This is a genomic window from Sphingobacterium sp. BIGb0116 (assembly GCF_024808035.1).
Lineage (GTDB): Bacteria > Bacteroidota > Bacteroidia > Sphingobacteriales > Sphingobacteriaceae > Sphingobacterium > Sphingobacterium paramultivorum.
Genome location: NZ_JANUDT010000001.1, coordinates 910,396 through 935,788 on the forward strand (window position 1 = coordinate 910,396; position 25,393 = coordinate 935,788).

Genomic DNA, 25,393 nt, shown 5'->3' on the forward strand with positions numbered 1-25,393 from the left:
AAATGTGATACAGGTGTGATAACCATGTGATATATACATTTAGTATTTCATCATTAGCTATGAAGTATCTTTGAACAAGTATTTGGATATGTTCGAAAATATCCTAGCGATAAGTCCAAAGTATTGAAAAGACACAAATACAGCTAATTGTTTAACTTAAGAGAAACTAACTTAAATATAAATCATCATAAAAACGATAAGCATTTGAAATCTCAACTAACAATAGGCATTGCTACGCAGCATATTGCAGCTTTTTGGTTCACCAGGAAGTCTTTCGTCTGATAAACAGTGCGCTAATCTTAAACCAAACAATATAAAACAAATGAAAAAAAGAACTGAAAAAATGACTTACGTGAAACCCGTGATCGAGCAGTTAAAGGTGGAGATGGAAGAGGGAGTTGCTGCTGGATCTGTGGGAACCGCCCAACCTGGAGGTGGGACTGGTGTCACAGAAAACGAATGGAATAATGGCGGATCAGAAACACAGGATCCAAGTGGAGAATGGTGGAACTAACAAACAATCAAACAACTATTTCAAAAAGATGATGAAAAAGATATATCAGATTACAAAAATAAAATTAGCTTTGATTGTGCTTCTGACAATAGCTTCTTCCTGTAATAAGGATAAAACAGGAAATCAAGCTGATGTAAATCAGGGTGGTTTGAAACTTACGTTAACAGAGGCTGAATTTACGAGTACTGACGATCCGGTAACGAAAGCTTCGACAAATTCAAGTATAGCAAAACCTCTAAGTATAATGCAAGAAATACAATCGGGCCCATTTTCTATTAGCGCCGAACTTACTGAAAACACACCTGGAACAGCTGCACTTAAAGCATCTTCGGGAAACAAAGCTGCAACCTCGCTGTCTTTGAGAGGTACCGTACAGTATCGGATAGTCGCCTACGAAACAGATGGTACTTATATCGATCAAGCAGTTGGCAACGCAGCAGATGCAAGCCAGGTATTTTTTGGTGATAAATTGATCGCGGGCAACAAATATACCTTCGTGGTATATTCTGTGGGTTCCACAACTACAGCGCCACCTGCAGCGCCGACAACGAACTTATATTCGGCAGGTGCATTATTCTTCGATTTTTCGACGTACGCGCAGGATGGTGGTGACTTAATGTATGCAATTTCTAAAGATGTGACCATCTTAGGTAACAATACACCTACGCCATTGACAGCTCCGCTTAAACACTTGTTTACACGAGTAAATATTGTAGTGGACAATAGCGATGCAACAGGCACCTTTGGTACTGCAAACTATGTAAAAGGAGGTTATCTGTCGGAAGTTCCTGTACAAGCGCAATGGCTTTCTCCTTTTCAGGATGTTGAAATTGACCTGAGCACCGGAGCAACTTTATCTTCAGTTGCGGACAATTCAGTCGCTGCAATTTCAAACCTTAATGCGACAGCGCAGACTTTTATCGTTAATCAGCTGCAGAGTTCCACTTTTGCAGTATCTTTCCGGATCCCAAGCAGTCAGATCAAAATTGGTCATGATGTCAATGCTCAAAATGTCGATTTCAATTTTTCGAATGCTGGCTTAGGTTTAAAACCAGGTTATTCGTATACCTTAAAATTGCGTTTTAACAGCGATCGTTATGTAAATGCCTCAAATGTCACTAGAACGGCTACAGCCGCGGATGCACGTTATGCTGTGATCGGTGGTTATCGTTGGGATCGTTATAACCTGGGCGTCACTGATGTGAATCCAACAACAAATTACCCTGATGCTAACCCTTCCAAACAAGCTTTATATGGCAATTATTATCAATGGGGTCGTCAAGCAGCGGTAGCAAATGCCTACAGTGGCGATGGCGCTATTGCAGGATGGAATACTACACCTGCTCCAGATGGATCTTGGAATAATGGTACTGCAGCAGCTCCGGTGAAAGCGGCATTGGATCCATGTGGCACTGGCGATCGCGTACCTAGCGCGGCTGAATATACCCGTTTGGGAAATTATACTCGTCATACTTCAATTGGAAATTGGATTCCAAATACAGGAACTTCATCTGGGTTATCGGATTTTACTGCGGCGCATATTATGACTAGTAAAAAGAGCAGTGATATTAAATTAAGCTTCCCAGCAAATGGTCACAGAAGTTCAGTAGACGGGGTGCAAGTTGTTAGACAAGCTACTGCTATTTATTGGCTAAATATGGCTGTAGGCGGTAATGATAGAGCTTTACAGGGCCGAGGATTCGAAGGTGGTGCTTGGGATACACAGAATTATTTTAAACGTGCCGCCTATCCAGTTCGCTGTATCCAGGACAAATAGCATAAAACATATATTTTTATTATAGTTTTTTTTATAACTATCCCTACCTATTACCACTCCTATTGGGATCAATAGGTATCTAATGCCCGGCATGAACTTCCATGCCGGGCTTTTTCACATATCGTTTCATGCGTTGACTCAATAAGAGCCAAATCGCAAATCCTACTAAATCTTAAGTCATGAAAGAAACTAGAAGTTACCGAGCACGTTACCATTAAGCTAATTTCCCACCGCTATTTACAACTATGCAAGAAGGGCTACCTGAAATACTTTTCCGCTATCGGGATAGCGCTGCAGTTCTGCCGCTGTGAGTCCTTCCCTGGCTGTACTAATAAACAGATCAGTGCCTGTAGCGCCGCCAAAACAACAGGAAGTCACATGCGGCGCATTCACCCTTATTTTATCCAACAGTTCGCCTGTTTCAATATGCCATTTGCAAACGGCAAAACCACCCCAATGGGCTACCCAAAGATGCCCATCGGGTCCCAGACACATACCATCAGGCATGCCCAGCTCATGGGGTACGCATACCAATGTGCTGTAGTGCTCCCCCCCTGCTGTCATTGATTCACCTGTGTTATGCCTAGCATAACGACGGATTTCGCGGGTATAGGTATCGATAAAGTAAAAATAAGGGCTATCGCTGGGCCATACAATACCGTTGGGAATCGTCACTGCCGGAATAATTGTATCCAAAACTCCGTTGCAGAAACGCATAAGTTTCCCCTGATCGGGCAAAGCTTGCATGTGCATCGTGCCGAACCAAAAATTACCCTCGGGATCTACTCCGCCGTCATTGGTACGGACTTGTCCACCCCTAGCATCTAGCTCAGCTACGATCGTCAAATCTTGCGTTTCCTTTGTCCAAATAGCCAACCCTTGCTGCATGGCCACAAGAAATTTACCGGATCCATCTGGCCAGGGTACGATCTTGCTTACATAACCTGGTAATTCCCAGTAAGCCGACTTCTTGCTTTCCAACTGATAGCTATGAATACGCTTGTGCAAAATATCCACCCAATACAAACTGTTATCGCGCTGGCTACATACCATGCCTTCCCCCAGCAGACATTCGGTATGCAATAAGACTGCTGCTTCTTTTAAATTATTCTTCATCACCATTTTGCTATGCCCGACCTGATCGGCAATTTCTTCTTGAGATTAATATTCTAGTATTAAATAGGCAAGCTCACGTTGGGGTTTAATCCTCTTGCATCAGTGCACTTCTTCCACCATCAATTAAATAGGTACTTCCACTTGCAAAGGAAGCGTAGGTACTGGAAAGAAAAACACACCAGCCACCGATCTCTTCAGTTGTACCTAATTTTTTGACGGGATGTCTATCGACTGTTTTCTGTCTTTCGGCATCGGCATCCGGAAAACTGTCAAACCATTTTTGATTGCCGGGTGTATCGATAAACCCAGGGGCAAGTCCGACCGTACGGATCGCTGGGCCCCATTCGATAGCCATGGCCCTCACGAGTGAAAGGAGCGCCCCTTTGGTTACATTATAAGGAAAGCAGCCAGGTATGGAGGCATAAGCATGGTTGGAGGCCATGACAATAATTACCCCCGGCGAAGCTTGGGCCAACAGTGGTTTTAATGCCCGTGCCAGCAACCAATGTGATGCCAGGTTTAAGCTATTATTGTGATTCCAATCTCCTAGCGTACACTCATCCAAGCCTTTGAACATATTCTGACCTGCATTCGAAAGCAGTACATCCAAACGGCCATGCTCCTGTTGAAGGAGCACGGCCAATTCCTGAATAGCAGCCTCATCGGACACATCAGCCGCATAATAAAATGTTCGCTGCCGATAAGGTTCCATTGCTGCAAAAAATGAAGCCACTGCCTGATCATCGACCGCCAATTCGGCACAGGCTATAACGGTCGCACCTGCCGATGCAAATTGCAGACTCGCTCCCAGCCCAATGCCCGAAATTCCACCTGTGATCAGGACAACCTTACCCGTTAAATCAATTGTAAATGCCATCTACTGCTAAAATTACACATAAAAACCTGGTCGTGGTTCCAATACTCCAGGATGTTTGAGCATTTCTTCTTCGATCAAATCTACACCCAATCCTGGTCTTTCGCTCAAGACCAAGTGCCCATTTTTCACCATATCCTTAATCGGATAGTCAATGACTTCATCGCGCCAAGGCACATCATTGAACATAAATTCCTGCCGAAAGAAATTGGGCACCGAAGCACAGACATGCGCACTGGCCAATGTGGAAAGTGGTCCGTTGGGGTTATGTGGTGCCAATAACACATTGTATGCTTCCATCATCGTTGCCATACGCTTCATTTCGGAAGGCCCACCACAACGCGTAATATCAGGCATCATAATATCACAGATATTTTTTTCCAATACCGGTCGGATCCCATGACGGGTATAATGTCTTTCGCCCACGCAGATCGACACATTGGACGGAATACGCTCCCGCATGGCACGCAGGTTGTCTGCATTTTCCGGTCCCGCAGGCTCCTCATACCAGGTAATATTCAGTTCAGAAAGACGTTGCGCCATCTGTACAGCGACACGATAATTGAGCATGGCATGTGTTTCGATCATGATATCAAAATTGGGTCCAACTCCTTCACGAACCGCTTTACTCACCTCAAACGCCAGATCCTGCTGTTCGGCAGTCAAAGTCAGGTTTGCGGCCAAATCTTCTCCATACAGATAGTTTGTATGCGCAAATGGGTCAAACTTTAAGCCTGTAAAACCAGCTTCTTTGACCGCTTGCGCTTGTCGGGCATAATCTTCGGGGTTATGTCCACCACCCGTAAACCAATAATTGGCATACAACAGGATCTCTTTACGGAAAGCACCGCCCAACAATTCATAACAAGGTACACCAAGCACCTTGCCTTTCAAATCCAATAGTGCCATGTCAATACCCGAAATAGCACACATGCTTGCACCATAAGGTCCGATCCAATTGAGATCGCGGTAGAGTTTGGTCCAGATAAAATCTGTTTTCATCGGATCCAAACCAATAATGCGCTGTCCCACATGCTTAGCGGCCTCATATACAATGGGACTGCCGGGCCAGTTGGTCGCTTCGCCCACACCTGTATGCCCCGTATCCGTATAAATCTTGACTAAAGTCCAATTATATTTTACGCCTTCAACCAGCCAGACTTTAACATCTATAATCTTCATTGTTCTATTATTTTAATTTATCTTAAGAATAATCTGTCCACTTAACTTATCACCTTTTTTTAGCTTTTTGCGCCCATAACTGTGTGGCGATCCATAAAAAGGTTCCGAGCCATTATTCGAATAATCAGCGATCAACCATTGTATCTGCTGATCCTGTTTCCAGGCCCGTGCATGCTGCTGGCCATTCGACAGCACCTTTACCGTTGCCGCAGGGCTACGCAAGCTAGCCCAGTAAATGTTTCCTTTGGTCGACCTAAAGTCGTTCGAGCCCAATATATTGGCATCGTCTTTCCAATCTTTTGCCTGTGGCTTACCATGCTCTTCTACTTCATACAACGGCACGGCATGCAATACAGCCTCGCCCTCATTGCGTCCGATATGATTGGCGGGATAAGTGGAAAATGTACCCTTTCGCGACCAAGCCAATTTATCGTAGGATAAAGGCAATTCAAGCATCAGACCGGCCTGATAAAGATCCATTTCCTGCCCCTGCTGATAGACCATTTCATACTCCACCCGCAAAAGACCATTTTTAAGGAAAACAAATTTTTGTTTTCCGGTGCCATTCTGATACCGCAGGTCCATGCGAACACTTATACTGTCGCCTGTCTGACTGGCTTCTGCAGCATCCGCAAATAAAGTATACTGCTCGTACTGCTTCAATGGCGCAATGTTATTTTGATACGTCTCTCCCGCAACATTTGGCTTACCACCATCTTCCGCATTTGCTTCGATGAGCGCTACGGCCGGCCCCTTCGTCAGAATCAGCTCACCATCTTTGCGCACAGCAAGCAATTTGCCATAGGTTCGGCTGAATGTATAATCCACATTTCCCTGCTTTACATAAATATACGCCGAATCTTGTTTGAGCTGTAGTTCCGTAGCCGAAAACTTTTCCTGATTTTTGGCTACTTTCTCAAAGAGTTCATTTTCAACCTCATTTTGCTGATTGTCCATGGCAATAATCCGCAATGAGCCATATTCAGCTTGGATCGGTAAAATGATCTCGCCACTCGTCCGCGGTCCAATCGCTGCCCTAAAAGGAACTTCCTTACCATCTACAATGGCGACGAGTTTGAGCTGGTCAAGGGAAAGAAAATCGTATCTATTTTCAATCGTGACCACCACTTTACCTTTCTTCAATTGCGGTGTACCGATCCTGATTGGCGAATAAGCCTTCTTCATTCCAAAATACTCCGGTTTTGGTCTACGCCATCCATCAATCGGCCCCCAAGGTCCATAACCAACAATACGTCCATCGGGAAGGTGAAAGGTATCATCGATACCGCTCCATATCGCGCCACCCAAGTTGGCCGAATGCTTATAGATGGAATCCACAAAAGTAACCAGAGGCGCATTGTAAGCATCGCGTATACCAGGGTCGGTCAGCAACTCACGCCTGTTATACGTCGACAAATGGGCGTATTCACCAAATAAAGTCGGTCTTTTCATGGTATCGGTGGCCGCAGGGCCATTGATACCCGGATAATGGTAATTGGCAATATCCGCTTTACTTCCGCCATTATTAAATCCACCCCAGGTCTGATCATGGAAACTGGTTGGGCGCGTTGGATCCAAGGCCTTCACACGTGTATTGACCTCGGCCCACAGCGGGCTCCAATGCGACTCATTGCCTAGAGACCAGAATAACACCGAAGGATGATTGCGGTTGCTCAATACATTATCGATGTTTGCACCCAACATAACCGGTAAAAAACGCTTATCCTTGTAATCCCATTTGCGCCAGATTGGTGAAGCATGGTGCTGAATCCAGCTCAAAGCCGCCTCACTCTCCACATACATTCCCAACTCGTCTGCCGCATTCAAAAATTCTTCTGATGGCGGGTAGTGCGACGTACGGATATAATTGACATTGGCCTGTTTAAATAAAACAACGTCCTGCAGATCTATTGCCGGATCAGCAGCCCGGCCATTCAGTGGATGTACAGCATGCCTATTGACTCCTCTCAATTTGATGGGTTTACCATTTACCATCAGCTGATTTTTGAGAACTTCAATTTCACGAAATCCGACCTTTTGTTTATTGGTCTGTATCGCCTTGCCATCCACAATCAATGCCGTCTCCAGCACATAGAGATAAGGCGTCTCGGCCGACCATTGCTTCGGTTTTTTTACCGCTAATAGACTTTCGATCTGTTTATGGCTCCCTAATCCAAGCTGAATCTTGTCGGAGGATTTTTGAAGCACTGTTTTGCCCTCGGCATCTCGGAGCACATAGCGCAATTGGACCTGCTGCTGCTGATCCGAACTATTTTGCACCAGCCCCGCAAGTTTAAGTGTTGCATGGACATATTTTGAATCGAATTCTGTTGCAATCGCTGCATCCGAAATATGTACTTTAGGCACTGTAAACAAAGTTGCTTTCCGCAAAATTCCACCCACGGTATGCACCGCATACTGAGACACACAAGATAATATATCACTGATGGTATTTGCCTGAACTTCTACAGTCAGTTTATTTTTTCCTTTGTTGACTTTCCCTGCTAAGTCGACCTGAAAAGCGACAAATCCACCTTCATGTTCACCGACTACCTGATCGTTTACTTTGACGAGCGCATGTGAACTGACCCCGTCAAAGCGAATGTATACTGGATTGCCTTCCCAATCGTCGGGCATATCAAATGAACGCTCATACACTGCCGTTTCTCGCGCAGCGACATGCTGGCCTTGCATTTCCCATTCTCCCGGTACCTGAATGGTCACGGGCTTCGTATTGGCCACTTTGAAGTTCCACTGTCCATTCAACAGAATCCGACTGGTTTTACTTGTGGCCAACTGATCGGGCAGGGGCGTCAAAAATGGTCCAGCCTGTTGTGCCGACAGATTTCCAAAGGACGAACAGGCCAACAACAGCGCCAGCCAGCTGCCTTTGGACAATTTGAATTTACATAATTCCATATTTTTCAAATGCTTCTTTGGCACCCATGCCTTCCATAACCTTGTTCAATACTACTTTTTCAGCTCTGGCTTTTTCAAATGCTCGAGCGAAAACCTCCTGTTCATGTTCGCGCGGTACCACGCAGACACCATCAATATCGCCGATCAGCATATCGCCATCCTTGATCAGGACATTTCCAAAATGGATTGGCACACGCCAGTCAATAACCTTTCCTCTCGGCGCCTGATCCTGCGCATAACAGCCCATGGAGAAACAAGGAAACTCGAGTGCCAAAATCCCTACGGTATCTCTCGAGTAGCCATTGACAATCGCCCCATGTGCACCCAATGTTTTGGCCCGTGCACTCATAATCTCACCCCAAAGCGCATAGTCCGGCGAAGAGCCGCTGCAAATGTAAACCTCGCCCGGGCGCAGATCATCCAGGGCCTCAAGCATAAATCCAAATGATTTAGCCAATACAGGATTCTTCGACTGCTGTTCAGCATTTCCGCAAACATCGGCCTCCAATACCGTCATCGCCCTACCAATTAAAAACAAATCTGATTTTAACGGTCTTATACTCGGTGGCAGAAATTGATGGAACAATCCCATTTTGTCCATCACATCCCCAATGACAGCTGTAAAAAGTTCCTTACGGATCAGCTCAAAGAGCTCCTCATCATTTGCCCATTCCACCAGATAGTTTTCTTTCATTTTTTATATCAATTAAATCATGTTACCATAAAAAGACATACAGGGCTACCAATATCCCTAGGATGAATAAACTCACTAATTTGAAACCACTGGAGGTCACAAAAAGATTTCTATTCACGATTACTGTATCATTACGATAGTTTCGATTGCCCAGCAGGCTGACCAATACCATCGTTGCTACCGTACATATAAACACCACAAGAATGCGATTCATAAAGGGGCTTTGATCTAACCAGAAATTTTTAAAGAGCAAAGAATAGGCAAATGTAGAGATGGCACCAGCAAATGCTGCGTTAGGTGTTGTCCACGTAGTAAAGATACCCATCAGAAAAATCGCCAATACTCCTGGTGTGATAAAACCTGTAAATTCCTGAATAAACTGAAAGCCCTGATCCAGATGCTGCAATAGCGGAGCCAAGGAAGCACCAATGACCAAGGCGATCAGTACAGTTACTTTGCCCAGCTTCACCAACGCTGTATCGCTCACGGCATCGCCTTTTATATTCTTATAAATATCCAAAGACACGATGGTTGCTATACTATTGACCTTTCCAGCCAGTGAGGCCACGATAGCAGCCGTTAAAGCTGCAAAAGCCAATCCTTTAAATCCCGTCGGTAAAATCGAGAGTAGCAGCGGATAAGCTTTATCGGGCTTCACGGTACTACCTTCAAGCATCCCTTGTGCAAAACTGAGATTCGAACCTTCTTTATATAAATAGTAAGCAGCAATGCCGGGCAACACCACAATCAAGGGCATAAACAGCTTCATAACGGCTGCAAACAACATCCCATTTTGGGCTGTTTTTAGATTTTTGGCTCCAAGTGCACGCTGGGTAATATATTGATTGCATCCCCAATACGATAGATTGATCACCCACATACCGCCCAATAGAACCGACCATCCGGGCAGATCCATATAAGCATCGGTACCATCGGGTTTTATCAGCTGTCCTTTTTCGATAAAAAGATGAAAATGCTGTGGCACTTCCGTTTTCAAGATAAGGAGTCCATCTAGCCAATGTCCCATGCCCTTTGTATGCGCCACGAGATCGAGGGCGATATAAGTCGTCGTGAGCCCGCCTATAATCAACAAGACCACCTGGATTACGTCGGTGTAGCCAATCACTTTCATCCCCCCTAAGGCGATAATCAAGGCCAATGCCGCCAACAACCAAACCGCTAAAACCATGGGAATCCCCGCAATCGACTGAATGGCCAAACCACCCAGATAAAGTATCGAGGTCAAATTGACAAACACATAGACCAAAACCCAGAATACCGCCATCACCATACTCACCCGCGGATCGAAACGCTTGCGCAGAAACCCAGGCATGGTAAAAATCTTATTCTTCAGATAAATGGGTAAAAACACCACCGCCACAATAATTAGTCCGATAGCAGCCATCCATTCATAGGATGCAATGGCCAGCCCCAGTGCAAAACCCGACCCCGACATCCCTATAAATTGCTCGGCAGAGATATTCGAAGCAATAATAGAAGCCCCAATGGCCCACCAGCTTAAGGAACCTTCCGCCAGAAAATAGTCATGCGTTAGTGAACCGGAACTGTGTTTGCGTCGATAAATGTAATAGCCATAACCACCGACAACAATAAAATACAGCAGATAAATGATTTGATCAATCCAAGCCAACATAGCGATATCATTAGAATTTTAATGTGATAGATCCCTGACAGGGTGAAGCTTCCAAGGTCTTACAATAATTGCCCCAGGCAATTTCAGGATAATCCCATTTGTTGTTTACATACAAAACCAGTTGCTCATTTTCCAGGCGATCCATACGACAAGCATTGTCTGCTTGCTGTGAAACCACATGCATCAGATTCTTTGTGCCACTGCCCAAAGAGTAATAGTATATATTCTCTTTCATTCCCTTCGCCTGCTGTGTTAGTGGATGCTTACTACGCGCTCCTTTATCGGCCCAATAGTAATAGTTGTGCGTATCCATATACCACGACTGTTTAGGCTCCTGACCGTACGGCGTCTTATCTACATAAGACAAGCTTGCTGTTCCTTCATTACCCGCAAATGATTCTTGGGGATAATCGTTCCAATAACCATTTCTGCTCCAGGTAATACGATCAAGTTCATTGCTGAGATAATACTTTAGCCCAATTTCACGCAGGTAGCCATTGGGTTCACCCTGGGTATGATATAACGTCTTCATTTCTCCTTTACCATCGATAGTCAGATCAAACTGAATGGATAAACTGCCATTTTTTCCCACAATCGATACCAGGGCCAAATTGTCTTTGATGCGTACATCCAATTTGTTCAATTGCCAATTTTTATCTTCGAGCAGGTATTTGCTTGCACTTTTGCGTACTTCTGCACCAGTCAGATGGTTGAGGTTGATGTCCATATTTAAGAAAGGACCTTTTTGGATCACCACTTTACCATCGATCAGCGCGTTTTCGATCAAGCCTGTTGTTTTTGAAATCGGAAAGGTGAAATTCCTTCCCCTGATCAGGTAACGATTAGGCTCTTCAACAAGCTGGATTCCTCCATTTTGAGTCGATTCAGGTATTCTGACCTTATGCTCACCCAAGAAATAACGATAGCTATCCAGCAGCATCCCCCTGCTATCCACAAAGCGCAAAGCCAGTTGCCCGCCCTGTTGCCAGGCTAAACCGGGTAGTTGAATATATCCTTTCTGATGCGGTGCGATATCGGGTAATCCTAAGGTATAGGTCTTCCCGTCATACGTGTATTGCAGTTTAATTTCCTGGAGCGAAGTATGATCAAATCGATTGTATACTGGGATCGTCAGCGGCTGAAAGCAGGCAAAATCAGGCATAATCTTTCCTTTCAACGTGACCAATACAGGAGACTGCGCTTTTTTTGTTGACCAAAATTCAGGTTTCTTTCGCCGCCAAACATCGACAATCCCCCATTCACCGTAGCCTACTGCCTGCCCCTGAAAATCTTCGGGTTTGGCTGTATGGGCAAATTCCTTCCAAAAAGCAGTTCCTTTCTTGAGCTGTTGTGGAATCATAAATACTTCGTCCACGTAGCCCCATATTGCACCGCCAAGGCCCCCTTGCTTCGGAAACAGGCCGCTCCACATCATGTCCATGGAGATCCCCCAAAATTCACGAATATTCGGATCATCCTGTAAGGTTTTATACGTATAACAGGCCGGATGAGCCCATTCATCAAATAAAGCCGGGATGCCGTGTCCCTCAAAGTTACGCGTGGTCTTGCCATACTGTGTCAAGTTACCATACACGTCCTGATAGTGCATGCTGAGGATTTCATAAATCTTAGGTTCGGTGGTTTGCGAGCCCGGATAACTCCAGATAATGGGTCTTGTCGGATCCATTCGCTTCACCAAATCGTGGCTCTGCTTAAAGTTGTCGCCATAGATCGACTCATTGCCGATGGACCAGAAAAGTACAGCTGGATGGCTTTTAAAGGTATTGACCATCTCACGCGATTGGCTCAGGTATTGGTCCGTCTTTTTCGGATCATTTTGTGAAGCGCCGGGCGCATAATTTTTTTGCCTGTAAGTATCCACAAAACAGATTGCGGTTTCCACCTCCACATAGATACCATATTTATTACAGTATTCGACAAAACGCTCCGTCGGCGGATAATGCGAAGTACGAATGAAATTGATATTTGCTTCTTTAAACAATTGAACGTCCAGACTATCGTAATAGGCCGAAGCACTGCGTCCTAAGATCGGGTGCATATCGTGCCGATTGGCTCCACGTAGCTTGACCGGTTTGCCGTTTACCATAAGCTGGTCTTTAACCACTTTTACTTCGCGGAACCCGACCGATTTATGAAAGGCATACGTAGACCTCCCCTGCTCTTTCACTTCCACATCCAACCGATAAAGATTTGGATGTTCGGCATCCCATTTTATCGGTGCAGCTACACGGAACACATGGCTGTTGGCCCCCGCTAAAATTGGTTTTTCAGGGTTATCCAGAACAATACTTTTGCCGTTCGGGTCAGTCAATGTATACTTAATCGTAGCCTCCTTGGCCACAAAACCGCCAAAATCCAATTTTAGCTGCGCGTCCTTATAAGACGCATCAAAGGCTGTTTCGAGGTTAAAGTCGGTCACAGAATGTGTTGCAGTTGCAAATAGGGTGACATCCCGCAAGATTCCACCTATCGGATGGTGTGCATAGCCCGATGCATACGAAATATCATCCAGTTGATCCTGCACCTCCAGTTCGATTTCATTCTGCTTTCCGAAAATCACATAAGGTGTAATATCTACTTCCCAACGCGTAAATCCACCATGATGGCTCGTAACCGCTTTACCATTGATGCTAAGTTTGGCGAAGCTGTACACACCGTCAAAGCGGATGATTGTCTTTTTGCCTTTATAGGGGCTGGGTACCAAAAATTTACGGCTATAAAAAAAAGAATTGTCGTGTTGAATACCATAGCCCTGCATGACAGCTTCCCCGGGAACCTGAATATTTTCCCAGGCCGAACTGCGATCAAATTTGAAGTTCCATTGGCCATTTAAGGATTGTACAGGAGCTTTCAGACCGGTCACTTTGGCCGGCAACTGATAAGCTGTCTGCTGCGCCATTGCCCAACTCCCCATTACCCCCCACAAGGCCAACAACACCAGTTTTTTTAGTTTTTTCATATCATAATAGGTTGTAATTCCCCCCGATTAGAACGCAATACCACATTGTTACATTCTTTGTCAAAGATAGGTCCTCTCACACGGCAATACTACAACTGGTTATACAAAAACTAAAACTATTTACACCCTAATAACAAGCAATAAAATATTATTAAGTGAATATTGTTTGATATAACAGTAAATACCGTATTTTTGCATTAACCAATTTAGCTATGTATGAACAAATTATCCAAACCTCAATTTATTGAGCTTACTCCACCCAGCGAAAAGACAATCCATGTCAAATTGGTCGATCAGGAATTTTTGAGTAATCCGCTGCACTTTCACGAGCTCTGTGAATTGGTGCTGATCGTAGAAAGTTTCGGCAAGCGCATTGTGGGCAACAATGTAGCGACCTTTACAGAAGGAGACCTGGTCTTGATGGGCCCCAATATCCCACATATCTGGCGCAACGATGATTTATTTCTGCAGCAGGACAATGATTTGCGTGCCCGGGCCATCGTTGTCTATTTTCCGGCCGATTTCTTACTTCGCCTAACCGACGAACATCAAACCATCCAGGCCATGCAGCAATTTATCCGCAAGGCTCAACGTGGACTTCGTTTTTATGGCGAAACACTCGATAAAGCACAGCGCTTAATGGAAAAACTCAGTGATAAAGAAGGATTTCCAAAAATCATCGAATTCCTAAACCTTATTCAGTTGCTACAGGAAACCGATGAATTTGAAAGTTTGGCTTCCGACGGTTATCGCCCTACTTTCAGTGAGCAGGAGACCCAACGCATCAATAAGGTTTACCTCTATGTGATGAGCAACTTTAAGGAGGATGTTAATCTACAAGTTGCCAGCGACATGCTGAATATGACGCCTAACGCTTTCTGCCGTTTTTTTAAACGCCATACTCAAAAACCCTTTTCTCGCTTTGTCAATGAGATGCGTATCGGTCATGCCTGTAAACTGCTGATGGACCGGACACTTAGCATATCAGAAATTTGCTACGAATGTGGCTATCAGAACCTGACCAACTTCAATAAGTTTTTTAAATCCATTATGAACAAAACACCACGGGAGTTTCGTAAAGAGATGGATCTGTAAGCTGTGTCAAATCGATCAGAATGATGTGGGGCTATACCTCCTATCAAAAAGAAAGGCTGTACAAAAGTACAGCCCACTCCTACCAATTTACTGAAACTAACACCTATTTAAAAACCCTTTATTGTTTTCAACGTATAATCTTGAGCGTCACCATTCGCTGCTGTCACCCGATACATTCTATCCTGTGAAAAATCGCCTGGTTTACCCAGTACTGGAGCTCCATTGAGCGGCGAAACCACCGAAACGTCCGACACAGTGATCGTAACCCACAGATTAGCAAGTTGATCTTTTTGAATTCGTTTTTTAAACTCATCAAATAACATCTGCTTGGTGACGGATCCCAAAGGCCCCGCCTTCTTAACTGAGTTGATATCGTACGAAATCGTAGACGTATATCCTTTTTGTCCATTCGTATCAAAAGCTACCGCCGTATTCTTAAAAACGACCTCGCAGACCCGGTCAAGCTCAATCTCCTGCATGGGAGTTCCTTTCTGTATGGTATCATTATAGAGAAAGCGGTACGAATAACTTACTGCAGTCAATTTGTTGTCTGGCGAATTTGGCAGCTCCTCATAACCCTTTTTTAAACAGCTTCCCATCGCAATGAGCGTCAGCGCGCCGAGCAGAATACGCCCTATTTTGTGATTTATTCTATGCATAATCAATTTCATTATATCTGTATACCAAAATTTTATTCCCATCCCGGATTTTGCTTCACGCCCGATTTCAAGCGGAATGTTTCGTTGATTGGCATCAAGTACCTTTTGGCAGAGAATCGAGCTTCCCCAACGACGTTATTGTCTTCAAAAAAAGAATAGGATTTACCATCTCTCGAAATTCGAATACCCCGTAAGGCGCCCTGCAGTTCAGGAATAACAAATCCCGATCCTACATAAGCTCCATCACGCAGACCACCCGATGTGCGCATGCCCCAGCGTAACAGCGACCAATACCGATCGTTATTCTCGTAGACCATCTCCACATTGCGTTCTCTTTTGTAGGCCTCAAAAAGTGAGCTCCCCCAATTGTTGCCCGAAAGCGTATTCAAATACTGGTTGACGCTACTTTCAGAAAAACCACCATGACGTACCATGGTCGGCAGCATGTATTTTTTTGCATTAGCGAAGTCTCCTTTCATGAGATAAGCTTCGGCCATATTGAGATAAGCCTCACCATAGCGGAGCACCGAAAACACATAGTCTAATTTTTGGTCAGATGGTGAAGGTAGGCTCACAATATTATCGTAAAAATACTTCACCATCGCATAACCCGTACTGGAATTATAATTTTCGGTATTTCCGGATTGGTATCCATATTCCTGTACCGAACCTTCATTAATCTTGCTATTGGCATTGCTCACATTTCCATCCCTTCTAAAAAACACACGTACCTGATTATTGAAATACATACAGCTATCATAGAGAATCGTTGCATAAAAACGTTGGTCTCTTTTCTTGGAGTTGGAGAAATACATTTTCTCGTCCACATTTTTACCCGTGGTGACATAACTGGCATTATTCCATGATTTCAACTGTCCATCTACATCCGAGACCAGATAGTCATCGACCAGGTCCTGCGTTGGCCACGAACCGCCATCCATGCCCCAAAAGTTCATCGTGACATTGATTGGAAAGTTAGCTTTGGCATAAGCCGAAAACTTACCCGTGGACCAAAGCCCCTGATATTGCATAGGCACATCATAGAGGGAGGTATTTGTTTTGTTACGCTCACGGGTGAGGATAAACTCGGTGGCCGTAACTGCAGTTTCATAGGATCGAAACATGTTGTAGTAAGGACTTAGTTGCGTCCCACCATTACTGAGCCCCAATGCCTCACCCGACTGAATCACTTTATCATAATACCCGCTATTTGCAGCCCCTCCATCCACATAGGCAGCAGCCTGCAACCCTATGCGCATGATCATAGCATTTGCAGCTTTGGCAGTAGCCCGTCCCCTTTCGGCAGTTGCCGGAAGCGCGGCTGCAGCTTTTTGAAGATCGGCCAGCATAAAATCGTAAGTTTCCTTGGCTGAACTTCTCGGAATCTGAAGATCATCATCCAGTGTCAACACTTTGTCAATCAGTTGCAGTCCACCATACAGTTTGGCATACACAAAGTAGTGCGCAGCCCTTAAAAAATATAACTCCCCTAAACTCCTGTTCTTAAATTCACTTGAAAAAGTCGTGCTTGTTTCAATATTGGCAATTGCCGAATTGATACGCCATAAAAGTGAATAATTTAACCAGCCATAATTATCTGATTTTAGCATGAGCTCGGCTCTTTCTTTTGTCCAATAGGCACCGTTCAGCGTACCCACCATCACATTTTTAGTGGTCCCTTCCGATCTTGCCGAATAAGGATGCGCATATCCCGACATCCAGGCATCGGTACCCAATACATCAGCATATACCTGATAAATATAGGCTGTTGTCAAATTTTCACTATTCCAGGTCTGCTCACCAGTAATTTTATCGTATGGTGTTGTTTCCAAAAACTTTTTACAGGAAGAGAAGAACATCACCGTCAAGCCCAGCATCCCTATTATCAAACGTTTTTTCATAATTTTCTTAGTTAATTAAAATCCCAATAAAAATCCCGCGGAGTAGGTTCGCATCATTGGATATGCGTAACCATCAAAAGTGTTGGATTCGGGATCACCATATTTGACTGATGGACCAAATGCCAACAGGTTTACACCCGAGACAAAAAAGGTCAAGTTGTTCATCCATTGCTGCGACTTCATGATCGAATATTTAAAATCATACGATAGGGTTAAGGATTTCAATCGAACATAATAGGTATTGCGGGCCCAGAAGTCTGAGGACGAATAGTTATTGTTATTGTTCAAACTAGCGTTGCCGGGTCTTGGCATCGTCGCATTCGGATTCGATGGCGACCAATTGTCGTTCTGAAACTGAAAGTCCAGGCGTCGTTCGCCTTCGGAGCCCATGGCCACATTGGAGAAGTAATTTTGTTTCATCCCTGTTCCCTGAATGGTAGATTGTACACTGAAACCTTTGTAACTTGCGCCCAAGTCTACCCCATAAACGAATGTCGGGCTCGAATTATGTCCATAACGCACCTGATCCTGCCCATCAATCTTACCGTCACCATTGACGTCCTGATACCAGAGATCTCCAAGTCTGAGGTCTGTTGAAGTTTCGCGTTTGGGATTATTCAGAATATCCTGTGGGTTCGTATAGAACTGTGCCCCCACATAACCAGTACCCACGTAACCATAGTAATTACCTTGCTGACGAATCCGCGGATTAGCCAAGGTGACACTATCCTCGTTGGTTTTAAAAGCAAACGATTTATAATAGGTAAAGTTAAAACCGGCATTAAAATCGACATTGCCAATCTTGTCCTTGTATTTGATAAAACCATCAAGTCCTTCTTTCCGGTCTTCGGCATTGGTCACCACCAATGGAAGTGTATACCCGATGGGTTCTGTATAGCGATAGGAATTATCGGCGGCGAGATAGCCTTTGGTTTTTTCAAAGAAATAGTCCAACGCACCATCGACCTTATTTCCGAATAGTGCAAAATCGGCGCCTATATTGTATTTCGATCGGGTATACCAGGTCATGTTGATACTTGGCTGTGCACCAGGGGTAACCGTATTGACCAACTTCCCATCCACCACATACCCATTTGTATTGTAGTTGTACGTTGCGAGATAAGCATATGCCCAGTGATCCGCATCATTGAGACCAATTTGCCCGTAAGAGCCCCTCAGTTTCAAATAAGTCAAGACATTTTTGGCCTTTATGTCTTTGAAGAAGTTTTCCTCAGACAGCGCCCAACCAGCGGAGAATGAAGGGAAGAAGCCCCATCTTTTGGTTGATATAAAATTGTCTGAACCGTCATAACGTCCGGCAAAATCAAAAATATAACGCTGTTTATAATCGTAATGAAACTTGCCCACATAACCCATCCATGCCTGTTTGCCTTCGGTATTACTCGCTGTGATCAACTCCGCGTCGCCTTTTTGGATCTGTTTGATCGCGGTGGTGTAGAATCCGCGGGAACCCGCATTTAAGGCATTGCTATAATACTGACGCATGTTTTGAACCAGGGTTGCTTCCACATTGTGGCCATCGCCAAATGTCCGCCGATAATCGGCTCTGAAATTGACGTCAAAGTTTTGGGTCATATACGAAGAGCGTCCGACACTAATGTTTGTAGGATCTTCTTTTGTTGCATTTCCCTGTTCATCGTAATAGGTAGCCGTTTCTACCCAGTCTACACGATCCTGAGATTCGATGTTAAAATTCCCATTAAATCCGAGGCTCAACCCTTCAACCCACGGCACGTTCCAGTTGAGGGCCCCCGATAGTTGATTATACACCGTCTTTAACTTGATATAACCAGGGCTCAGCAATGCCAATGCTGGGTTATCAAACTGATTGGATATTTGGCCGCTGGATGTAAAAGGTTTCTCAAATGGATTACGATCGCGCAGCCTACTGTAGATCGTATAGGCACTTGCTGGTGGATAATCCTCATTTCGGATGTATCCATTGACATTGAAATCGAGTTTCAGTCCGATTTTATCGAAGTTGCTCGACACATTGCTCCGATAGGTATACCGGTGATAATTCAGTGATTTGGCTTTATAAATACCCTCTTGACTAAAGGCGTTGAGACTACCAAAGAAACGTAGCTTTTCGCTGCCGCCATTCAGTGAAAGCGTATGGTCCTGTTGCGGCACAAACCTGCGGGTCAGTTCTTTTTCCCAATTGGTGTAGTTACCGGGATTGTTTTTGATATCCTCCATTTCTTCAGCGGTCTTGAACGAGTTGATTCCCATTCCCAAGGCCTGATTAAGGTTGTTTATCGCCGTAGCATATTGATAGGCATCCATACGTTTGGTTTGGTATGAAGGCGTATTAAAGCCAAAGTTTGCCTGGTAGTTGACATTGAGTTTACCCGAATCACCCTGTTTGGTGGTAATCAGCACAACCCCATTTCCGGCATTCATGCCATACACCGCAGTTGAAGCGGCATCTTTCAAGATCGTCATCGATTTGATATCCGCCTTATTGAGGCTAAAAAATTGCTGCTGTGTAGAGATAAATCCATCAATTACATAAAGCGGTGTCCCATTGCCACGAATGGAAATGCTAGCGCCATTTTGCCCCGGCTCGGCCGAACCTTGCTGCACGATAACTCCCGGAATTCTTCCCTGCAAAGCTGAGCCCATGTCCCCAAAGGGCAAGTTTTCAATTGTTTTCGCATCAAAAGAAGCTATGGCAGTAGAGTTTTTCTTCACACTGGTCGTACCAAAACCAACCACAACGACCTGATCCAATGCGATATCATTATCGTCCAACACAATTTCTACGTTCTTTTGCGTGCCGTGAACAGGGATTTCCTGATTTCTATAATTTACATGGCGAACAATCAAGGTCGAACGGTCAGCCACACGGATGGAAAAATGGCCCTCATCGTCAGTTTTCGTTCCGATTTTACTATCCTCTTTAGACAATATCGTTACGCCAGTCAGTCGTTCACCTTTTTTATTCCGCACGGTTCCCTCGATCAGGACCGGTTCCACCTTTTGTGCTTTGCTGTTCAGCCCGCCTTTGTAAGACCATTGGATGGTAAACATCTTTTCACTTTCGGGCCGTTCCTTGGCAAATGAATCCTGTCCATGGCAAATAGACATAACAAGTATCCCTACGCCCATTCCAGCCTTCAACAGGTCAAAATTGCCCATACGATCCCTAGGCTTTTTATTGGTCAACAGTTCTTTCATAAATAATAATAAGTTAGTTTATAATTCAGCATCGGTAAACGACGGCACCATGGATTCGCTTCGGTTTACAGCGCTATTATTAACCAAAATTATTACAGATCGAATGGAGAAACTAAAACTTGAAAATCAATTATTAAAACTATTTTACCCCCATTTAAAATTCAGGTATTCAATAAAATAAAAAAAAAAAAAACACATCAACCCTTGTTGATGTGGTTTTTGTTTAGCCAAAGAAAGCAATGACTTTTGTCCCTATTTGCTGCTTGCTTTCAGTATAAAATCGATAATCGGACTTGGGTCTACCAGACAATGCGGATGATGGCCGACCTCGGGTTTATGGATGATCTCAATATGACCACCTGCGCGACGAATCTCCTCCGCAAATGGCAAGGTATTTTCGGCAATAGGCACGACATCGTCCTTATCGCCGACAACATGCAGCAATGGTATTTTGAAACCCGCAATGATTTTGGCTTTATCAATGGGTGCATCCGCAAATGCCCAAGCCTGTGTTTCGGTCAATCCATAGTCTTTCTTAAAAATCTCCCAATCCGGTTTACTTCCTTTTCCTGTAGTTTTGCCGCCGGGCCAACTTTTAAAATCCAATACGGGCGCATCGGCATAGATCACATTTACCCGATCAGGATAACGTAGGCACCAATTGTAGATATAGACACCACCCCTGCTCATTCCCTCCATAGCCGATTTTTTACTGAGCCCACCTTTCTGTAACTTTCGGTAAAATCCATCCCAGATTGTTATCGCTTCCTCATTACCAAAAAGCTCGGCGACATCACAGTATACCACATGGTAGCCGCGCTCGAGCAGGCCAATGTCTACCTGCGGTTCGTGCCCCCAAAAGCGGGCCCGCCATACCCAAGGATGCCCTACCGCTGTCACTTTTGGACGGATAATCTTGGCCTCACGTCCCTGAAATAAAAAACTATAGCCCTCAAAACCGTGGAAATCTAAGTTTGAGGCACCCAATTTCATATTTTGGGCCAGGTTGAAATCGCCCACTCCATTTTTCCCTAAGGTGATCCCGTCGGTACTCGATTTTCGCTGCCCTATACTTTGCCCTGCAATAGTCAACAATAAGACAAATAAGCCGTACTGTAGGGTACGGCTTAGGTAAGAAATTTTATATTTCACTGCTTTTTTCATGCTTGTTTTAGGTTCCTAAAAAGTTCAATACCATTGATTCCTAAATTTAATTAAAATTGAGCGTTATCGATCCACTCACCTGATCATTTCTTTTAAGCGGCCTATAATCCAATTCGGCATGCGAACTCAAAAACCCTTCTCTACCGGCGTTAATATAATCAGCGACCAGGAGTTTATTGGCGTCGGTATGGACATCCCGCCATGTCCGGAGATGTTGCTGCCCATTACTTAAAACATTGATTTTTCGTCCATCGCCCGCAACTAAGCTTGCAGATCTGATATTTTGTTTGGTTGCCCTGAACAGATTTGTCCCGGCCGTGGTCTGATCTTCGGACCAGTCCCAAGTTGGTTTTTCGGAAGGTCCTGCCGAAACAGAAATCGGCCGCTGCGGATTGAAAGCCTTTGCCCTTCCTTGCAAGGCACCCAGATGCTGCTGCGGATAATAGCTCCAATAGCCCACACGATCCCAGCTAAGTTCATCCAATTCTTTTGGAATGTCAAAGACCAGTCCGATCTGTCTTGGGCTGACATCCTGTAGCAATTTAAAATTATAGGTAACAGTGAAGGTACCATCATTGGAAACAGTATAGTTCAATTTCCCTTCGGCCTGGGCATAAGTGCCAGTCACTTCAATCACGACCTTATCTGCAGAAGATTCTTTCAGCAGAATGGATTGAGCTACCCAGTTTGAGCAAAGGGGATTGTAAGGCTCAAAATTCTGATCGTCACCCAACATCTGAATGCCACGACCTTCCGAGTTGAGTGGAAGCAACATCAAATTGGCCCCCGACTGGATAAGCGTTGTTCCCTTAGCATTTGACACCGTAACTTTACCGTTCGACTTATCAAAGACAAAGCTGTTTTGTTTGGTAGACACCGTAATATTAGCTGTAGATGCTTTGGTCACTAACGTAGTCTTTAGCGATTTGTGTACCTGTAAGGCTTGAGGTTTTACGGTAAACAGATATTCATCGACCACAAAACCTAATGGCGAAATGACCTTTATATACAACTGACTATTTGGTTCGTCGATGCCATGGAGGTCGAGTTCGAAAGCACCCGTTTTACGCGGTTCGATTTGCGTCTGCGCAGTGCCCTCCCTATCACCCCATTTCCATACGATCTGACAGGCCGCTGTATTTGTAAAATTATACCTGTTTTCTAGCTCAAATTTCAGTTTCCCGTGGGCATCATGGTTTGCTACCTGGGTTATACGGACAGTGCTATAGGCCTTTTTCACATTCCAATATTCGGGTTTCTCGCGGCGCCAGCCATCCAATGGCCCCCAGGTTCCATAGCCGACCACTTTATGGTCGGGCAGGAAAAACGTATCGTCTATCCCCGCCCATATCGCACCACCCAGCACTGCTTTACTGTTGTACATAGCGGTCCACATCCGATCCAAAAGCGGGCCCCACATATCGCGGATGCCAGGGTCGGCAGAAAGCTCAAAGCGGTTGTAAGAATTGACATGGATATATTCATCAAAGGTAATTGGTCTTTTGAGATCCCGGTATTTATCGGGGCCTGTCGGTCCGGGATAATGGTGGTTGGTAATTTCCAGTTCACCATCATCCGCATCAGGTCCCCATTGGCTGAAAATACGTGGCCGCGTGGGATCCATCTGTTTGACCACCTGGCCCGCCCGTTTAAAATACTCTTTGTATTTGAGTGATTCATTTCCGAGCGACCAGATAATCACCGAAGGATGGCTTTTATCCCGATTGACCATTTCAACATGCTGATTAACCAACAGCGCTTCCATTTTATCGGCCGGTACCTCGGTCTGATGGGCCCAGCAGAAAGGGGCTTCCACTTCGACAAACATCCCCAGTTCATCGCAAGCATCCAAAAAACGCTCATCGGGCGGATAGTGTGAGGTACGGATATAATTAACATTTGCGGCACGGAATAATTCGACATCCTTTTTCCAGATATCGTCCGTCAACGACCGGCCACGGAGTGGCATCACCTCATGGCGGTTGACGCCATGCAATTTGACCGCTTTGCCATTGACCAAGAGCTGGCTACCCTCCACTTTCAGTTCACGGAAACCGATTTTTCGGATTGTACGATGCAGCAACTTGTCGCCATCCATCAATTCGGCCTGCAGGGTATACAGGTAAGGATCTTCCGAGGTCCATTGCTTTGGCTGATTGACCGGTATAGCAAATTTGAAACTTTTGCTTTCTTTGAGCGACAAAGGGTCGATTGTTTGTATTTCATTTCCGATCGGTACGACCTGGGTATCTTTATTCCATAGCGTAAATTTTACGCGGAGATTTTGTTGTTTTTGATTCGACTGATTGGCTACTTCGAGTTCTGTATGCAGTATTGCATTACGAAAGGCCTCATCAAAATCAGTTGATACATGAAAGGAAGATATATTGGTCGATGCCACTGCAAATACGAATATATCACGGCTGATTCCACCTAGATTATGGGCTGCATATTTGGATGCACTGGCCAAAGAATCCGCCAAAGTCTCGCTTCGTACCGCTATGGCGATATCATTGGCCCTATCCCAGTGGACAAGATCTGAGATATCAAATTCAAAAGGCGTAAAACCACCAAGATGGTACCCCACCCGCTTTCCGTTCACATAAATCGTACTTTCGCTAAACACGCCATTGCATCTTATTTTGATACATTTACCGCGGTAGCTCTCCGGAAGCGTAAATGTACGCGCATAACCGGCCGGTTGCCCCGCTGGAACCTGCTTCCCCTGCATAATCCATTGTCCAGGGACCTGTATATTTTGAGTGTTGCGACGGTTGAGGTTTGTCCAGAAGTCTGGTTTAGGGGATGCATCAAAATTCCAGCTTCCATTGAGATCAACTTTAGTTTGGATGATATCTTTGGGTAAAGCTGTCAGTGTCGGAATGCTGTAATCCTGCCCTCGCGATAGGAAGCAATTGAAGATCAAGATCAGCACGATAAATGGTACTTTCATCAGGTTCATTTTTGAAAATAAAATCATAAAAATCGAAGGTATAAGAAATACCCTTCAAAAAATTAAACTATACACACCGTTCGCACAACTATTTATACCGAATCCCTCCCATTTATACCCAATCCTTTCCCGTTTATACCGAATTCCTTCACACATTATTTGCTATTGAAAAAACGGAGGGGATTTATGAAGATAGATTTATCCTAAATTTAATTTTAATAAGACAAACAGTACTCCAATATGCGCTGATATTTCCTAAATTTAAGCTATACGTTACAACACAATCAAACACAACATGAAAACATTCGTAACATTTATTTTGGTCCTCTGTTCCTTTGCAGGTTATAGCCAGGCATCCAAAGACCTTATTGGCAAATGGCAGCTGGTCAAGATTACAAAAAACGGAGCTGAAAAATCCATTAAGGAGCAGTTCAAATCAGATCAGGTCTATCAGGTTTTTGAAGAAGACGGAAAATTTGAAGGTATTATTGCCGAAGAAAGCATTAACGGAAAATGGAAGCTTTCAAAGGACGATAAGATATTGACTGTGACAGTCAAACTGATCCCTGTCAAATTTAATTTAGAGTACATTGATGCGACCAAACGTATCATTTATCATAAACAATTGGGCACCCTCGAATACAAAAAAGTGCAAGAATAACAGCGTAAAATAATTCCTATTGGAAGCAATGAATTATAAAGCCCGGCAT

Annotated in this window: 16 protein-coding genes; 4 read left to right on the forward strand and 12 right to left on the reverse strand. The window is 44.4% G+C overall.

Going from position 1 to position 25,393, the window contains the following annotated elements; translation table 11 throughout:
- Positions 1–322: 322 nt before the first annotated feature.
- Entirely contained in the window at positions 323–514 is a 192-nt protein-coding gene (locus M2419_RS03840) for a hypothetical protein (protein ID WP_153846272.1), read from the forward strand.
- A 28-nt stretch (positions 515–542) separates the two neighbouring features.
- On the forward strand, positions 543–2,291 hold the full coding sequence (locus tag M2419_RS03845; protein ID WP_259254257.1) for a fimbrillin family protein: 1,749 nt from the start codon (positions 543–545) through the stop codon (positions 2,289–2,291).
- 243 nt (positions 2,292–2,534) lie between these two features.
- On the opposite strand, the gene M2419_RS03850 is transcribed toward M2419_RS03845, so the two are convergent.
- From M2419_RS03850 to M2419_RS03880, 7 genes are all read right to left on the reverse strand, one after another.
- Positions 2,535–3,407: an SMP-30/gluconolactonase/LRE family protein gene (locus M2419_RS03850; protein ID WP_182331093.1), complete on the reverse strand. Its 873-nt coding sequence runs from the start codon at positions 3,405–3,407 to the stop codon at positions 2,535–2,537.
- Positions 3,408–3,492: 85 nt separating this feature from the next.
- Positions 3,493–4,284: an SDR family NAD(P)-dependent oxidoreductase gene (locus M2419_RS03855; protein WP_153847859.1), complete on the reverse strand. Its 792-nt coding sequence runs from the start codon at positions 4,282–4,284 to the stop codon at positions 3,493–3,495.
- A gap of 12 nt (positions 4,285–4,296) precedes the next feature.
- Entirely contained in the window at positions 4,297–5,463 is a 1,167-nt protein-coding gene (locus M2419_RS03860; RefSeq protein WP_120332389.1) for a mandelate racemase/muconate lactonizing enzyme family protein, read from the reverse strand.
- Between the two features lie 12 nt (positions 5,464–5,475).
- Positions 5,476–8,382: a glycoside hydrolase family 2 TIM barrel-domain containing protein gene (locus tag M2419_RS03865; RefSeq protein WP_259254259.1), complete on the reverse strand. Its 2,907-nt coding sequence runs from the start codon at positions 8,380–8,382 to the stop codon at positions 5,476–5,478.
- Complete coding sequence (locus tag M2419_RS03870; RefSeq protein WP_200845572.1) at positions 8,369–9,076, reverse strand: RraA family protein; 708 nt, start codon at positions 9,074–9,076, stop codon at positions 8,369–8,371. The genes M2419_RS03865 and M2419_RS03870 overlap by 14 nt, the downstream gene beginning before the upstream one ends.
- A 22-nt stretch (positions 9,077–9,098) precedes the next feature.
- Positions 9,099–10,730: a sodium:solute symporter family transporter gene (locus M2419_RS03875; RefSeq protein WP_153847857.1), complete on the reverse strand. Its 1,632-nt coding sequence runs from the start codon at positions 10,728–10,730 to the stop codon at positions 9,099–9,101.
- A 10-nt stretch (positions 10,731–10,740) separates the two neighbouring features.
- Positions 10,741–13,710, reverse strand: a complete 2,970-nt coding sequence (locus M2419_RS03880; protein ID WP_182331091.1) for a glycoside hydrolase family 2 TIM barrel-domain containing protein — start codon at positions 13,708–13,710, stop codon at positions 10,741–10,743.
- A gap of 216 nt (positions 13,711–13,926) precedes the next feature.
- Between M2419_RS03880 and M2419_RS03885 the strand changes: the two genes are divergently transcribed.
- Entirely contained in the window at positions 13,927–14,805 is an 879-nt protein-coding gene (locus M2419_RS03885) for an AraC family transcriptional regulator (protein ID WP_182331090.1), read from the forward strand.
- A 107-nt stretch (positions 14,806–14,912) separates the two neighbouring features.
- Here the strand turns inward: M2419_RS03885 and M2419_RS03890 are convergent, their stop codons facing one another.
- The 5 genes from M2419_RS03890 to M2419_RS03910 form a co-directional block, all read right to left on the reverse strand.
- Complete coding sequence (locus M2419_RS03890; RefSeq protein WP_259254260.1) at positions 14,913–15,464, reverse strand: DUF5018-related domain-containing protein; 552 nt, start codon at positions 15,462–15,464, stop codon at positions 14,913–14,915.
- A gap of 32 nt (positions 15,465–15,496) precedes the next feature.
- The gene (locus tag M2419_RS03895; protein ID WP_182331088.1) at positions 15,497–17,365 is read right to left on the reverse strand and encodes a RagB/SusD family nutrient uptake outer membrane protein; all 1,869 of its coding nucleotides are present in this window, start codon (positions 17,363–17,365) and stop codon (positions 15,497–15,499) included.
- A gap of 15 nt (positions 17,366–17,380) precedes the next feature.
- The gene (locus M2419_RS03900) at positions 17,381–20,566 is read right to left on the reverse strand and encodes a SusC/RagA family TonB-linked outer membrane protein (RefSeq protein WP_202883733.1); all 3,186 of its coding nucleotides are present in this window, start codon (positions 20,564–20,566) and stop codon (positions 17,381–17,383) included.
- Between the two features lie 252 nt (positions 20,567–20,818).
- Positions 20,819–21,730: a S9 family peptidase gene (locus M2419_RS03905; RefSeq protein WP_228280169.1), complete on the reverse strand. Its 912-nt coding sequence runs from the start codon at positions 21,728–21,730 to the stop codon at positions 20,819–20,821.
- Between the two features lie 46 nt (positions 21,731–21,776).
- A complete protein-coding gene (locus M2419_RS03910) occupies positions 21,777–24,683 on the reverse strand; it encodes a glycoside hydrolase family 2 TIM barrel-domain containing protein (RefSeq protein WP_259254263.1) in 2,907 nt (968 codons plus the stop codon).
- Between the two features lie 295 nt (positions 24,684–24,978).
- Between M2419_RS03910 and M2419_RS03915 the strand changes: the two genes are divergently transcribed.
- Complete coding sequence (locus M2419_RS03915; RefSeq protein WP_259254264.1) at positions 24,979–25,344, forward strand: lipocalin family protein; 366 nt, start codon at positions 24,979–24,981, stop codon at positions 25,342–25,344.
- Positions 25,345–25,393 lie beyond the last annotated feature (49 nt).

Bases quoted from the DNA above. Each gene is read 5' to 3' on its own strand.
- M2419_RS03900 (WP_202883733.1), bottom strand. From the start codon at position 20,566: ATGAAAGAACTGTTGACCAATAAAAAGCCTAGGGATCGTATGGGCAAT.
- M2419_RS03880 (WP_182331091.1), bottom strand. From the start codon at position 13,710: ATGAAAAAACTAAAAAAACTGGTGTTGTTGGCCTTGTGGGGGGTAATG.
- M2419_RS03870 (WP_200845572.1), bottom strand. From the start codon at position 9,076: ATGAAAGAAAACTATCTGGTGGAATGGGCAAATGATGAGGAGCTCTTT.
- M2419_RS03910 (WP_259254263.1), bottom strand. From the start codon at position 24,683: ATGAAAGTACCATTTATCGTGCTGATCTTGATCTTCAATTGCTTCCTA.
- M2419_RS03885 (WP_182331090.1), top strand. From the start codon at position 13,927: ATGAACAAATTATCCAAACCTCAATTTATTGAGCTTACTCCACCCAGC.
- M2419_RS03915 (WP_259254264.1), top strand. From the start codon at position 24,979: ATGAAAACATTCGTAACATTTATTTTGGTCCTCTGTTCCTTTGCAGGT.
- M2419_RS03875 (WP_153847857.1), bottom strand. From the start codon at position 10,730: ATGTTGGCTTGGATTGATCAAATCATTTATCTGCTGTATTTTATTGTT.
- M2419_RS03855 (WP_153847859.1), bottom strand. From the start codon at position 4,284: ATGGCATTTACAATTGATTTAACGGGTAAGGTTGTCCTGATCACAGGT.
- M2419_RS03905 (WP_228280169.1), bottom strand. From the start codon at position 21,730: ATGAAAAAAGCAGTGAAATATAAAATTTCTTACCTAAGCCGTACCCTA.
- M2419_RS03850 (WP_182331093.1), bottom strand. From the start codon at position 3,407: ATGAAGAATAATTTAAAAGAAGCAGCAGTCTTATTGCATACCGAATGT.
- M2419_RS03895 (WP_182331088.1), bottom strand. From the start codon at position 17,365: ATGAAAAAACGTTTGATAATAGGGATGCTGGGCTTGACGGTGATGTTC.
- M2419_RS03860 (WP_120332389.1), bottom strand. From the start codon at position 5,463: ATGAAGATTATAGATGTTAAAGTCTGGCTGGTTGAAGGCGTAAAATAT.
- M2419_RS03890 (WP_259254260.1), bottom strand. From the start codon at position 15,464: ATGCATAGAATAAATCACAAAATAGGGCGTATTCTGCTCGGCGCGCTG.
- M2419_RS03845 (WP_259254257.1), top strand. From the start codon at position 543: ATGATGAAAAAGATATATCAGATTACAAAAATAAAATTAGCTTTGATT.
- M2419_RS03840 (WP_153846272.1), top strand. From the start codon at position 323: ATGAAAAAAAGAACTGAAAAAATGACTTACGTGAAACCCGTGATCGAG.
- M2419_RS03865 (WP_259254259.1), bottom strand. From the start codon at position 8,382: ATGGAATTATGTAAATTCAAATTGTCCAAAGGCAGCTGGCTGGCGCTG.